The organism is Paenarthrobacter nicotinovorans, from assembly GCF_021919345.1.
Lineage (GTDB): Bacteria > Actinomycetota > Actinomycetes > Actinomycetales > Micrococcaceae > Arthrobacter > Arthrobacter nicotinovorans.
In genome coordinates this window covers 2441440-2454196 of the sequence record NZ_CP089293.1, presented here as the reverse complement: position 1 = coordinate 2454196, position 12757 = coordinate 2441440, and the positions used below count along the sequence as shown (strand labels likewise).

Here is a 12757-nt window from a genome sequence, read left to right as displayed (position 1 = left end):
CGGGTCACTGGAAACGGCCGGGAAACCTGACCAGAATGGGTCTCATGGAAAACGAATCAACGATGGAACATGAGACCACTCTGGAGCACGCCCTGGACGTCGCCAAGGCCAACCATAAGCAAGCCCAGAAGCTTCTGGACCAAGCTGTTGCGGCCAATGCTGCCGGGGACGTCACCGACGAGCGCGTGGAACAACTGAGGGGCCTCCTGGCTCTTGCCGCCGAGGACCTCCAACGCGTGACGCGCGAGCAATAACCGGCTCTTTCACCCTCTGTGTAGTGTGACTTCTCCTACACATTGTGGATACCGACTCTGACTGTCGGGGCCGTGTCCTACGCTCGTAAGACACTGCCTGCCCCGTTGGATGGAGTCCCTTGAGCATCACCTGGTCCGCCTATAAACGCGCCCGCCGCCGTTCCCGTCAAGCGTGGGCGGTTCTGGCACTGGCTGCCGCTACCATTGTCGCCGGGCTGTCCTGGTTCTTCACCGTGGGCCAGTTTGAAGCAGCTCAACCTCCGCAGTCCGGCCCCAGCGAAGCCCCGGTTTACAACCCCGAATGGATGAAGCCTGTGCGCGGCGCGGCGGCGGTCATGCCCGAAAAGGCCTCCGAGGCCCTGGACCAGTTGCCGGTCAAAGGGCGGGCGCCGAAAACGGACTATGACAGGGCCGCCTTTGGACAAGCGTGGGCCGATGCGGACCGGAACGGTTGCGATACCCGCAACGACATCCTCCGGCGCGACCTGAGTGCAGTCAAGTTCATGGACGGCTCCTCCTGCAAGGTGGCCTCCGGAACGTTGAACGAACCCTACACGGGAAGGCAAATATCCTTCACAAGGGGCCAGGACACCAGCTCCGCCGTGCAAATCGACCATGTGGTGGCGCTGGCCGACGCGTGGCAAAAAGGCGCCCAGCAGCTGACCATCCAGCAGAGGCAGACCCTCGCCAACGACCCGCTGAATTTGATTGCGGCGGATGGTCCGGCAAACGTCAAGAAAGGCGCCGGCGACGCCGCGACGTGGCTGCCGGCCAACAAGAACTTCCGCTGCCACTACGTTGCCCGGCAGATCTCGGTGAAGACGGCCTACCGGTTGTGGGTCACCCAAGCGGAGAAAGACGCCATGAAGAGCGTTCTATCCTCCTGCCCGGATCAGCAGACGATCTACAACGCCAGGTGACCATGCCCGAGTTGCCAAGTGCCGCCGTCGTCGATTCTCTCCAGAACTACGCGCTGAAGTGACGTTTCCCGCGGGAGCTTCTCCAGGTCGTGCATGCCGCGCTGCCGGAAGGTGAAGTACACGGCATCCGTGGCTGCGTCCGTGCAGCGGTCCACGGTAAAGCGGCGGGCAAATGAGGCGATATTGCTCTCTGGCAGCTGCTTTGCCAGATAGGGATCGAGCATCCACGAGTCACAGGTGGCCACTGCCACCGGCTTGTCAGGAAAATGGCGTGCGAAGAAGTCCCGGGCCTCTGCGAAACTCTCGTCCACCAAAGCGGGGGAGAGCCCGCCGTCTTCGGGGATATGCACACCCAGCACCCAGCCCGAGGCGTAACCCTCATCAGGCACCAGATGGAACTGCAGCCTGCCGAGCCTGAAAAGATTGCCGGCCATGTGCAGCGTCAGCCAGGACCAGGTGTCGAGCCCGAAACGCCCATGGACCCGGCGGTTGATCCGCATTTGCAGTCCGACGTCTGCCAGGGACGCAGCGGAGACGTCCACGCCGATTCCCAGGCCGGCATGAAAGTCGTGGACCGACGGGGCGAAGCGAAGCAGTGCTTCTATCCAGGTCGCTTCCGATGCACCCTCTGCCGTGATGCTGTGCAGCGGAAAAGCTCCCAGCCTGCCCTTCAAGGCGTCCAACGCGCGGACGACGTCCGCGGCCGGGGGAGTGGCCAACAGACGGGCGCACTCCGGAGCGTCCTCGGCGCTGATGTCCAGGAGTTTGAACAGCTCGGCGTGCGTGCTGGTGTCCATGGGCCTAGTGTCCGAAGGGATCGGGATCGACGCCGGGCATCCAGGTCAGGCCGGGCTTGCCCCAACCGTTCTTCTTGGCCTGCTTCATCGCTTTCCTGGCATAGCGGTCCACCAGGCGGTTGACGTAGAGCTTGCCGTCCAAGTGATCGTATTCATGTTGAAGAATCCGGGCGAACCAACCGGTCGCTTCAAATTCCACGGGGTTGCCGTCGCCATCAAATCCCTGGACCCGGGTCCAATCAGCACGTTGCAAAGGGTAGTACTCGCCAGGGAAGGACAAGCAGCCTTCAACGTCCTCGTCAGGATCCGGAAGGGCACCGGAAACTTTGGAAAGCGTAAGGACCGGGTTCACTACGACGCCTTGGGGCGGGACGTCGTCGTCGTTCTCGTACTTGTAGACGAAAATGCGTTTGCCAACGCCGACCTGAGGGGCGGCGAGGCCCACACCGTTGGCGGCATCGTTCGTCTCGAACATGTCAGCGATCAGGGTGCGCAGTTCGTCGTCGAAAATTTCGACTTCGCTGGCCCGGCGGTGCAAAACAGGTTCGCCCCAGATAGTGACTGGCAGGACGGTCATGTCAGTTCTTCCTTAGTGATCGCTATGGTCCGGGGCGTACCGGATCGGGTTAAAAGCAAAGGCCGCACCGGGTTACCGGTGCGGCCTTTGTGGAAACCGGCTCTGCAGCCAATCTCGGTGGGGTGAGCTACGGGGGTTGAACCCGCGACCTCCTGGACCACAACCAGGCGCTCTGCCAACTGAGCTAAGCCCACCATGTGCCTTTTCGGGCTAGTCCGTTGGACCGGCTTTCCTCGAAGGCAACGACAAATAGCTTACCTGCTGTTTTGGGGTGCAAAGTCCACTTTTGCCGGTTTTGGCGAAAAAACCTTCAAAAATGGCGCAGATCACACCGGATTGCTGGATCCCAGGGTTTCGGCGCTGGCCATGATGTCCTTGGAAATGCGCTGCGCCGTTGCGGTATCGGGCCCCGGAGCGGCGACGAACACTGCCTCGCGGTAGTAGCGGAGTTCGTCGATGGAGTCCTTGATGTCACCCAACGCGCGGTGCCCACCGTGTTTTGCGGGCGACTGGAAGTAGGCGCGCGGGAACCAACGCCGGGAGAGTTCCTTGATGGTGCTGACATCAATAACTCGGTAGTGGAGGTGCTCAACAATGTTCGGCATGTCCCGGGCCAGGAACATCCGGTCCGTTCCCACGGAGTTTCCACCCAAGGGGGCCTTGCGGGGATCCGGGACCCACTTCTCGATGTACTCCAGAACCTGGGCTTCGGCCTCAGCCATGGTCTTTCCGTGCGGGAGCTCATCAAGGAGCTTGGAGCGGGTATGCATATCCCGCACAAAGTCATTCATTTGTTCCAGTGCGGCATCATCCGGCTTGATCACGACGTCCACGCCGTCGCCAAGGATGTTGAGCTCGGAATCCGTCACCAGGGCGGCAACCTCGATCAGGGCGTCGTTCTTGAGGTCCAGGCCGGTCATTTCGCAGTCGATCCAGACGATGCGTTCATTAGTAATAGGCACGCGCCTAGCCTATCCTTCAGCCGGTTCCAAGTGCTCCGATGGTACGATTTTTGAGCGCAGCAGTGTCGTTTCTTCCTGCTGCGGAAGCCCCGAAGACGCAGAACTTTTGTCCCGAATTTACCGGGCGAACGATTGGATGACGACTACATGACGGTGCCCGTACCCGCCGCCCAGAAGGCAGGGACAGCAGCGCCGACGGCGGATGCTGCAGCCAGCGAGGTAGATAACGCACGTTCGCCGCTGATTGCCGGGTTCATCGGTTCGATGTTCATGGTGTTCGGTTCCTTGGGCGTTGGTTGGCTGGCTCCGGTATCCGAACTCAGGCGGCTGCCGCTTTTTATTTGGATGCGTACCGAAGGCGCGGGCGTCGCTCTCTCCATCGTTCTGCTCGCCATTGGTGGAATGCTGCTGGTCCGGGCCTGGCTGCGTCTGGGCCAACGGGTCCGGGTGTGGGGGCTGGAAGCGCGCAAGGCCACGCTCCAGGCCGTTGTGGCGTGGGGACTGCCCATGATGTTCACGGTTCCGCTTTTCAGCAGGGACGTGTACGCCTACATCGGCCAGGGGCGTCTGATGGTGGAAGGCATGAATCCGTACAAGAACGGGATCTCGGCCCTCCCTAATTATTTCCAACTGGGTGCCGACAAGATGTGGACGGAAGCGCCGGTCCCTTATGGGCAGCTGTTCTTGTGGATCGAACAGTTCGTGGTGTGGGTGACCAATGTCCAGCCCGAAGCCAGCATCATGCTTTTCCGGATGGTGGCTTTGGTGGGCATCGTGCTCTGCATCATCTACGTACCTAAGCTGGCTGAACTCCACGGTGTTAATCCGCATCGGGCACTGTGGCTGACAGCGGCGAATCCGCTATTCCTGACCAACTTCATTGCCAGCGTCCACAACGACGCCCTGATGATCGGTCTCGCGCTGGCAGGTCTCTACTACTGCGCTACGCGTCGTGTGATTCTTGGCATCGTGCTGGTCACGCTCTCGATTTCGGTCAAACCGATAACCATTGTTTTCCTGCCGTTTATTGGACTCTTGTGGGCCGGCAAGGGCGCCTCCTGGCAGCGGAAATCCCTGTACTGGTTCCTGACGGCCGGCATCAGCTTCGGGCTGCTGTACGCCCTCAGCCTGGTCAACGGTTTCGGATTCGGCTGGATCAACGGTCTTTCCGCTCCTGGCAGCATCTGGATCTGGTACGCCCCAGTGGGGCTGATCGGCTTGGTTGTGGCCTCTATTTTCAATGTCTTCGGCCTGGACGGTTGGGGCATGGCGAAATGGGTTTACGACGCCGGCAAGGTCCTGATGGTTGGAGCCGTCGCCTGGCAGATCTTCCGCGGCGACTACGACCGCTTAATGCGTCGACTCACGCTGGCGTTTGCAGCCATCGTTATCCTGGCACCCATGATCCAGTCCTGGTACGTGGTGTGGTTGATACCGCTCTTTGCCGTTACGGGTATCCGCAACGACTGGCAGGTCAAGGCCGTCTACTTTATCGTGTCGTTCTTCATGGTCTACGCCATCTCCGACCAATTGGACGTCTTCCCCTACCTGCAAAGCGAAGACCTGGGCCTGGCGCTCACGCTGGCCAGGAATGCGGCGGCCATCATTGCGCTCCTCTTTGCCGTCTACCTGATCTTTGTTGACCCGAAGACCAAGAGCCTGTTCCGCAAGCGCGACGAGCCGGGGCTGCGCCCCATCATTTGAGCAGCCGAGTGGCCTCCCTGGCGGACAAGGGGCTCAGGGCTTGCGCGTTCTCCTGGACGAATCCACGGACCCAGTCCGCATCGGTCTTGCTGAACTCCCGTAGTGCCCAGCCGATGGCCTTGCGAACGAAGAATTCTTTGTCCGCCAGGTTTGCCGTGATGGCTTGTGCCAGCAGGACCCGGTCAGTAGCTGATTTCGCACCGAGCTGGGAAGTGATGGCTGCTCTGCGGATCCACATGTCTCCGTCTTCGGCCCACCGAAGCAGCACCGGGGTCATGGTGTCCCGATGGGCCAACAGCAGGGCGCAGATCCGGTGCGATACGCCATCAACGAGGTCCCACCAGGCACCCGTCCGGATGATTTCTTCGTACACGGGCAGCATGAGCAGATCCTCCTTGACCATCCGCAAGCCGGTGAGGTCAATGGCAGCGTAGCGCTCCTCACGTGCCTCTGCCTCCCGCCACAGTGTCAGGGCAGCACTGCGCAATTCTTCCGGTGACGTCGGTGGGAATGCCTTGGCAGCCGCCTTTACAATTCTGCGCACCGCAGGCACTGTGACGCCGTATGAGGGCATTTCTGACTTCATGTACGCCTGTGCGCCACGTGCGCGCTCCGGGTCGGCCTCGGAACGCAGCTTTAAGCGAATGGACTCAACGAGTTCAGTAGTGGACATGCCCTAACTTTAGGGTCGTTGGCGGCGGCAAGGGCGAACCTTTGGTACCAACCCCGCAGGTCCAGTACAACCAGTACCACCACGACCGGTACCGGCACAGTCGGGGCCCGCCCTTGTCCGGAGCACTTGGCCGGCATCCGCCTGGACGGCCGGATGCCGGGCGGACATTTCAAGCGCCGGCACCCACCAGTTCGCCGGTTGTTGTGTTGACCAACAGGGAACTGACCCCACCCGTACCGTCAAGCCCTAAGGGTACAGTTTCTTCCTCCGGGGGAGACTGCTCCTCGTCTTCGCCCTCCCAGTCGCTGCGATTCGCGGGATTGCCGGAGTCATCCACGGAGGGACCCGAATCTACAGGTGCCGAGGCTCCGTTCATCCGGGTGAAGTTGGCAGAGCCCCACATGAGGTCGTGGCCAACAGATTCGGCATCGATCTCGGCCACATGGTAGACGCGGCCCTCGTGCTCCCATTGCCGTAGCCGCAGCTTGCCGACGACCAAGACCCGCTGGCCTTTCTTGATGCTGCAGCCCACGTGGCCGGCAAGGTAACGGAACGACTGCACTGTGTACCAGTTGGTGTTGCCGTCCACCCAGGTGTTGCTCGCGCGGTCGTATCGGCGCTCTGTGGTTCCGAGGCGGAACGACGCAGTAGCGGTACCACGGGTAGTCGTGGAACTTTTCACGTCCGAGGCCACAAAGCCCCTGACGGTGATCATGTCATTCATTGGTGGTCCTTCACGATGTAGGGAAGTGCCTGTCCGGCATCTATAGCCTTGTCCAGCGACGTTCCGGATGGGAGTGCGGTCCTGCGCTATGTGAATAACTTCGGGCCCAGGCCCGTTGTTGAGGAATGGAGGCAGCCAGCGTGGAGATGGCGGGTGACCCAGCGATCGCATGTAAACTCTTTGTGGCGCGAGCGGCCCGGGTGGTCATCGAGCCAGTGCGCCCCAGTAGCTCAGGGGATAGAGCAGCGGCCTTCTAATCCGCCGGTCGGGGGTTCGATTCCCTCCTGGGGCACCATTCACCCTCCTTGGATACTTTCCAGGGAGGGTGTTTTTTCAGGGGGTGGACTCCTTTTTCAGGGGGTCGACTCCAGGAACTCCTTGAGGTTTCCCAGCACCAGTTGCCAGGTGGCGGTGGAAGACGCCACTTCTTCTTCGCTTGAGTTGTTCCCCTGGGTGATGGTCACGGTGGTTCCATCCGGTGTTCCCGCCAGGAGGTACTCAACGGTGTGGTGGTTTTCCGGTATATCGGCAAGTCCGGAGGCGGGACTGAAGTGCGTAGTCTTGAGCCTGACAGGAGGGTCGAAGACCAGGATGGTTCCTTTGTCTTCGTAGGTTTTGCCGTTGTACTCGCCTTCGTAGGTAATCGGCTCGCCCACGCGCCAGGACGTAGTGACGTTGGTCCCCAGGAAGTACTGCCTGATGAGGGCCGGATCAGTCAGGGCGTCCCACACCTTTTCCAGCGGCGCGTCGATTGTGGCAGACGCAACGGCCTCTGAAGCTTGTCCGCTCATAATGTGCACTCCATTTCCGCGTCCCGCCGTCGGGAACCCTTCCGGTGCACACGGTACGCCCGTCGAGGTCGCCTGTGAATGGCACAATGACTAGGTGATAAGCAGGGGAAGCACTTCGAAGTATCGCGGGCCGGCGCCGGCGTCCACCACCAAGGTCCGTCTGGCGGGGTGGTCAATGCTGGTTGCCGCTCTTGTCCTGGTTACAGGCTGCACGGCCACACCCGGGCCTCCAACCACCCCGGTGGGGTCCACCGCTCCGGGCGCCAGCAGTGGCGCAAGCTCGCCCGTCAGCCCTGGAGCCAGCGCGTCCGCCAGCGCCGCGGAGGCCCCTTCCAACACTGCGGATCCAGCTGTGGCTGCAACGACATCAACCGTCGAGTCCACGCTTAAGAACCTTGTGGCCGGGAATCCCAAACCGGACAGGGAGGCGCTGCGTGCCGCATTGGTATCTGCAGGAATTCCCCAGGAGAATATCGAGGTATCAGTCAGCCGCACACCCACCGGCCTTGATGTTGACGCCATGGAAGCGGCCACCCTGGCCGGGAAATCCTGCGTTATGGGGCAGATACGCGATGGCGGCGTTGTGGTCACGGTGTTGCCCGTGCTCTCAACCGGAAAATGCTTCGTAGGAGACGCCCGCTAGCCCGGCCTCAGGCAGCGAATGTGAGTTATGTACGCCTACCCATTAGATTTAAGGGCATGGCGGAATTCATTTACACGATGACCAAGGCTCGCAAGGCCGTTGGCGACAAACTTATTCTGGACGACGTCAGCATGTCGTTCTACCCTGGCGCGAAGATCGGCGTCGTGGGCCCGAACGGTGCTGGCAAGTCCACCATCCTGAAGATCATGGCCGGTTTGGACACCCCTTCCAACGGCGAGGCCCGCCTGAGCCCCGGTTACACCGTGGGCATCCTCCTGCAGGAACCGCCGCTGAACGAGGAGAAGACCGTCCTGGGCAACGTCCAGGAAGGCGTTGGCGAGATCTACGGCAAGATCCAGCGCTTCAACGAAATCTCGGAAGAGATGGCCAACCCGGACGCGGACTACGACACGCTGCTTGATGAAATGGGCAAGCTCCAGGAAGCCATTGACGCTGCTGACGCCTGGGATATCGATTCCCAGCTTGAGCAGGCCATGGACGCCTTGCGTTGCCCGCCTGCAGACGCCGACGTTACCGTCCTTTCCGGTGGTGAGCGCCGCCGCGTAGCACTGTGCAAGCTCCTGTTGCAGAAGCCGGACCTCCTGCTCCTTGACGAGCCCACCAACCACCTGGACGCCGAGAGTGTGCTGTGGTTGGAGCAGCACCTTTCCCAGTACCCCGGCGCAGTACTTGCCGTCACCCACGACCGGTACTTCCTGGACCACGTGGCTGAATGGATCGCGGAAGTGGACCGTGGCCACCTTTACCCCTACGAGGGCAACTACTCCACCTACCTGGAGAAGAAAAAGGCCCGCCTCGAGGTCCAAGGCAAGAAGGACGCGAAGCTCTCCAAGCGTCTTAGCGAAGAACTTGAGTGGGTGCGCTCCAACGCCAAGGGCCGCCAGACCAAGTCCAAGGCCCGTCTTGCACGTTACGAGGAAATGGCCGCAGAAGCGGAGCGGACCCGCAAGCTGGACTTCGAAGAGATCCAGATTCCGCCGGGACCGCGCCTGGGCTCTTTGGTCATCGAGGCCAAGGACCTGAAGAAGGGCTTCGACGACCGTGTCCTGATCGAAGACCTCTCCTTCTCCCTTCCGCGCAACGGCATCGTCGGCGTGATCGGGCCCAACGGTGTGGGCAAGTCCACGCTCTTCAAGACGATCGTCGGCATGGAACCCCTGGACGGCGGTGAGCTCAAGATCGGCGAGTCCGTGAAGATCTCCTACGTTGACCAGTCCCGTGGCGGCATCGATCCCAACAAGTCACTGTGGGAAGTAGTCTCCGAAGGCCACGACTTCATCCAGGTCGGCCAGGTGGAAATGCCCTCACGCGCCTACGTTTCGGCGTTTGGTTTCAAGGGCCCGGACCAGCAGAAGAAGGCCGGTGTCCTCTCCGGTGGTGAGCGCAACCGCCTCAATCTGGCACTGACGCTCAAGCAGGGTGGCAACCTCCTGCTCCTTGACGAACCCACTAACGACCTCGACGTCGAAACCCTCAGCAGCCTGGAAAACGCGCTTCTCGAATTCCCGGGCTGCGCCGTGGTGGTCTCGCACGACCGCTGGTTCCTGGACAGGGTGGCAACGCACATCCTCGCCTATGAAGGTGACGATGAGAACCCGTCCAAGTGGTACTGGTTCGAGGGCAACTTCGACTCTTACGAGGAGAACAAGGTGGAGCGCCTGGGCCCGGATGCCGCCAAGCCGCACCGCGTGACGCACCGTCGCCTGACCCGCGACTAACCACCGCCGCTGGCAGTACAGAGCAGCTGGCAGTACAGAACACAGGAAGGCCGGTCCCACGGGACCGGCCTTCCTGCGTGTGATTCCGAACTGCGTGAGCGTCCGAACGCTATGGAATCCGCACCATACCCTCCTGCGCCACTGTGGCAACATGCACGCCGTCGCGGTTGAAGATCCTGCCCGTGGCCAAACCCCGGGCACCCTGGGCGCTGGGGGACTCCTGCACGTAAAGCATCCATTCGTCCACCTTGACCGGCCGGTGCCACCACATGGCGTGGTCCAGGCTGGCTACGCTCATGCCCGGCGTCATCCAGGACAGACCGTGTTTGCGGAGGATGGGCTCCAACAGTGTGTAGTCGCTGGCGTAGGCCAGGGCTGCGATGTGCAGTTTGGGGTCGTCAGGGAGCGGACCCATGGTCTTCATCCACACCGCATTGGTGGCCACATGCTCGCTTGGCGGGGATACGTAAAGCGCGGGGTCGATGTGGCGGACGTCGAAGGGCCGCTCGGAGGACATGTGCCGGGCCAGCGGGTGGTCGAAGTGGGACAAGAGCTCGGCTGTGCTTGGGAGGGTTTCCGGATCCGGGATGCCTTCGGGCATGGTTGCCTGGTGGTCCAGGCCGTTGTCCTCCACCTGGAACGAGGCGATCATCGAAAGGATCGGGACGCCGTCCTGGTAGGCGTGCACGCGGCGGGCGGAGAAGGAACGGCCATCACGCAGCCGTTCAACGCCGAAGGTGATGGGCTTGTTGGCATCCCCGGGACGCAGGAAGTAGCCGTGCATGGAGTGCGCCACCCTGTCCGGCTCCACGGTGCGCATGCCGGCCATCATCGACTGCGCCAGCACCTGGCCCCCAAAAACACGGTGCCGGGGCTGCTTTTGGGACGGACCAAGGAAGATGTCCTCATTGGTCCGGGCTCCGTCGAAGTCACCGAGGTCCAGCAGGCCGATAAGCACTTCCATGGGGTCTTCTGCGGGTGCTTCCACCTGGAGGCCAGTGTTCGTCTCAGTCATGGTTCGACTTTAGACGCCACCCCGACCCCTCTCAACCGGGGACATGCCGGTAGAGTCGATCATGTGACAGACGTCTTGACCCAGTCCTTCCGCTTCGCCGATCCCCGTGACCTCGCCGATTTGCGGACCTTCGCCACCCGGGCAAAAAGCATCGACGACGGCGCTATCCGCCTCCAGGCGGCAGGCAACGTCCTCGCTGCCTATGTATGCGTCTTGCGGCCGCGCATCCTGGGTGAATCCACGCCGACGATCCTTGGCTTGAGGACAATGGCGCTGGCTGAACCGGCTCACGCGGATGTCACCGTAACGCTCGCGTCCGTCATGGACCGTTTGGCCCGCTCCGGTGCCGATGATGTGGAACTTCCCATCCCGCCGTCGACCGTTTCGGAGTCATGGGCCGGAGTTGGTGCGCCACGCAGCGGCTGGGAGGCGCTGGGGACATTGTCCGACGCCGACCTCAAGTCAGCCGCGGAAGCAGGCATCGCGGAGGTGGCCGGCGTCATTCCGACCGCGGCAGGTGCTGCGGTGGTCAATACTGCAAGGGCTGCTGTCTGGGGCCGTGAGCTTCCCGACGGCGGGGGCCTGCCTGCCGGGTCCGCGTTTGCGGCCTTCGCCCTTGGATTCCTGGGCGATGGTGCGCAGCAGGTCTTCATGAATGGTCGGTGGTACCGGCTCAGCGGACCCCGCGGCCATGTGCTGGTACGCACAGGCGCGGGGCTCGGCCTCGGTTTTCCGGGCTAGTTCCGGGGAACTGCCGAAGGGCTGTTGACCATGGTCAGTGCGGCCCGTTCCATGTAGTCCCACAGGGTTCCCTCATGAAGGGGCGACAGGTCCAGAGCGTCCACGGCTGTCCGCATGTGGAACAGCCAACGGTCCTTGGCTTCGGGAGTCACTTGGAAGGGCATGTGGCGCATGCGAAGACGCGGGTGGCCGCGCTCCTCGCCGTAGGTGGTGGGCCCACCCCAGTACTGTTCGAGAAACATCAGGAAGCGGCGCTTCGCTGGCCCAAGATCCTCTTCCGGGTACATGGGGCGCAGGAGCGGATCAGTGGCCACACCGTCGTAGAACACGTCGATGAGCTTCACGAACGTTTCATGGCCGCCGACGGCGGCATAGAAACTGTCCGTGTACGCAGGCTGGCTGAAAGGGTCGTTTTGCATCAGCTGGCGTCGGGGACCCGCCTGCGCCGGCTGGGGCTCCCCGCCTGCAGTGTTACTCATTGGACTTCTCCTCGGCTTTGGTGACGCGCGATGCGCCAGCTGTGACGGGCGCTGCTGAGGCGCCTGGTTCGTCGCTGTTGTCGGGTGACTCCAGCGGCACGTAGTCCCCTTGGGAACGGTTTCCGACCCTCAGGATCTCACCGTTCCGCAGGTACCAGATGGCTCCGTCTTCCGCGCGGACGCGGGTGATCCTCAGTCCAACCGACTCAACGGTACCAACCACTTCGCTGGTGACGATCACGTCGCCGATCCCGTACTGGTCCTCGATGGTGATGAAGATGCCGGCGAGGAAGTCGCGGATGAGCTGTTGGGCGCCGAAGCCGATGGCGACACCCAGGATCCCCACGCTGGTCAGCAGGGGCGCGACGTCCACATTCATGAACTTGAGGACGTAGATGATGACGATCACCACCACCACGACGCTTACCAGGCTGGTGAGCAGCGAGCCGATGGTTTCGGCGCGCTGGGAACGCCGCTCATGGTCCAGGGCGCGGATGGCGGGCTGGACCCATTTGAAATGCGGCTTCTTGAAGAAGGAACTGCCGGCAGATACGCGCCGCGTGATGCGCAGGATGATGAAGCGCGCAACGATCCACACCAGCAGGCCGATGCCTACGGTAATGAGGATCGAAACGAGGTCGATCTTTTCGGGTTCGATGTTGATGGCTTCCGCAAGGGGGATAAAGGTCAAAGTGGAATAACTCCTTGTGGTCGGCCCGTGTTCGCCGGGCGCGGAAC

General features: G+C 61.9%; 16 protein-coding genes and 2 tRNA genes. 7 read left to right on the top strand and 11 right to left on the bottom strand.

From position 1 onward, the window contains the following. The first annotated feature begins 44 nt into the window (after window positions 1-44). Both JMY29_RS11450 and JMY29_RS11445 read left to right on the top strand, forming a co-directional pair. On the top strand, window positions 45-254 hold the full coding sequence (locus JMY29_RS11450) for a hypothetical protein (RefSeq protein WP_026267182.1): 210 nt from the start codon (window positions 45-47) through the stop codon (window positions 252-254). A 119-nt stretch (window positions 255-373) separates the two neighbouring features. After that, complete coding sequence (locus JMY29_RS11445; RefSeq protein WP_189075466.1) at window positions 374-1174, top strand: HNH endonuclease family protein; 801 nt, start codon at window positions 374-376, stop codon at window positions 1172-1174. Here JMY29_RS11445 and JMY29_RS11440 read toward each other — a convergent pair. The 4 genes from JMY29_RS11440 to orn form a co-directional block, all read right to left on the bottom strand. Next, on the bottom strand, window positions 1159-1971 hold the full coding sequence (locus JMY29_RS11440; RefSeq protein WP_189075467.1) for an acyltransferase domain-containing protein: 813 nt from the start codon (window positions 1969-1971) through the stop codon (window positions 1159-1161). The genes JMY29_RS11445 and JMY29_RS11440 overlap by 16 nt on opposite strands. A gap of 4 nt (window positions 1972-1975) precedes the next feature. Then, window positions 1976-2548, bottom strand: coding sequence for a peptide deformylase (gene def, locus JMY29_RS11435; RefSeq protein ID WP_039241790.1), 573 nt, complete (start codon window positions 2546-2548; stop codon window positions 1976-1978). 118 nt (window positions 2549-2666) lie between these two features. Further along, window positions 2667-2742 (bottom strand) — tRNA-His (locus JMY29_RS11430). 132 nt (window positions 2743-2874) lie between these two features. Continuing rightward, window positions 2875-3468 carry an oligoribonuclease gene (gene orn / locus JMY29_RS11425; protein WP_018777852.1) on the bottom strand — a complete coding sequence of 198 codons (594 nt, stop codon included), beginning with the start codon at window positions 3466-3468 and terminating at the stop codon, window positions 2875-2877. 189 nt (window positions 3469-3657) lie between these two features. Between orn and mptB the strand changes: the two genes are divergently transcribed. Then, a complete protein-coding gene (gene mptB, locus JMY29_RS11420) occupies window positions 3658-5214 on the top strand; it encodes a polyprenol phosphomannose-dependent alpha 1,6 mannosyltransferase MptB (RefSeq protein WP_189075468.1) in 1557 nt (518 codons plus the stop codon). On the opposite strand, the gene JMY29_RS11415 is transcribed toward mptB, so the two are convergent. Both JMY29_RS11415 and JMY29_RS11410 read right to left on the bottom strand, forming a co-directional pair. Further along, window positions 5207-5887 carry a DNA alkylation repair protein gene (locus JMY29_RS11415; protein WP_189075469.1) on the bottom strand — a complete coding sequence of 227 codons (681 nt, stop codon included), beginning with the start codon at window positions 5885-5887 and terminating at the stop codon, window positions 5207-5209. The two genes, mptB and JMY29_RS11415, sit on opposite strands and share 8 nt — an antisense overlap. 169 nt (window positions 5888-6056) lie before the next feature. Beyond that, on the bottom strand, window positions 6057-6611 hold the full coding sequence (locus tag JMY29_RS11410; RefSeq protein ID WP_189075470.1) for a single-stranded DNA-binding protein: 555 nt from the start codon (window positions 6609-6611) through the stop codon (window positions 6057-6059). Between the two features lie 219 nt (window positions 6612-6830). Here JMY29_RS11410 and JMY29_RS11405 point away from each other — a divergent pair. Continuing rightward, window positions 6831-6906, top strand: a tRNA-Arg gene (locus tag JMY29_RS11405). A 58-nt stretch (window positions 6907-6964) separates the two neighbouring features. Here the strand turns inward: JMY29_RS11405 and JMY29_RS11400 are convergent. Both JMY29_RS11400 and JMY29_RS11395 read right to left on the bottom strand, forming a co-directional pair. Further along, window positions 6965-7402: an SRPBCC family protein gene (locus JMY29_RS11400; RefSeq protein WP_079582166.1), complete on the bottom strand. Its 438-nt coding sequence runs from the start codon at window positions 7400-7402 to the stop codon at window positions 6965-6967. A gap of 90 nt (window positions 7403-7492) precedes the next feature. After that, window positions 7493-7741, bottom strand: a complete 249-nt coding sequence (locus tag JMY29_RS11395; RefSeq protein WP_079582167.1) for a hypothetical protein — start codon at window positions 7739-7741, stop codon at window positions 7493-7495. 13 nt (window positions 7742-7754) lie between these two features. On the opposite strand from JMY29_RS11395, the gene JMY29_RS11390 reads away from it, so the two are divergent. Beyond that, window positions 7755-8045, top strand: a complete 291-nt coding sequence (locus tag JMY29_RS11390; protein ID WP_227453651.1) for a DUF6993 domain-containing protein — start codon at window positions 7755-7757, stop codon at window positions 8043-8045. 56 nt (window positions 8046-8101) lie between these two features. Then, window positions 8102-9784, top strand: a complete 1683-nt coding sequence (gene ettA / locus JMY29_RS11385) for an energy-dependent translational throttle protein EttA (protein ID WP_018777845.1) — start codon at window positions 8102-8104, stop codon at window positions 9782-9784. A gap of 109 nt (window positions 9785-9893) precedes the next feature. Here ettA and JMY29_RS11380 read toward each other — a convergent pair whose 3' ends face one another. Beyond that, window positions 9894-10799 carry an acyl-CoA thioesterase gene (locus tag JMY29_RS11380; protein ID WP_055972341.1) on the bottom strand — a complete coding sequence of 302 codons (906 nt, stop codon included), beginning with the start codon at window positions 10797-10799 and terminating at the stop codon, window positions 9894-9896. A gap of 63 nt (window positions 10800-10862) precedes the next feature. Between JMY29_RS11380 and JMY29_RS11375 the strand changes: the two genes are divergently transcribed. Further along, window positions 10863-11540, top strand: a complete 678-nt coding sequence (locus JMY29_RS11375) for a hypothetical protein (RefSeq protein WP_189075471.1) — start codon at window positions 10863-10865, stop codon at window positions 11538-11540. Here JMY29_RS11375 and JMY29_RS11370 read toward each other — a convergent pair. Continuing rightward, entirely contained in the window at window positions 11537-12019 is a 483-nt protein-coding gene (locus JMY29_RS11370) for a globin (protein WP_272932205.1), read from the bottom strand. The two genes, JMY29_RS11375 and JMY29_RS11370, sit on opposite strands and share 4 nt — an antisense overlap. Further along, on the bottom strand, window positions 12012-12710 hold the full coding sequence (locus JMY29_RS11365; RefSeq protein WP_018777841.1) for a mechanosensitive ion channel family protein: 699 nt from the start codon (window positions 12708-12710) through the stop codon (window positions 12012-12014). Before JMY29_RS11365 ends, JMY29_RS11370 begins: the two co-directional genes overlap by 8 nt. Window positions 12711-12757: the final 47 nt, after the last annotated feature.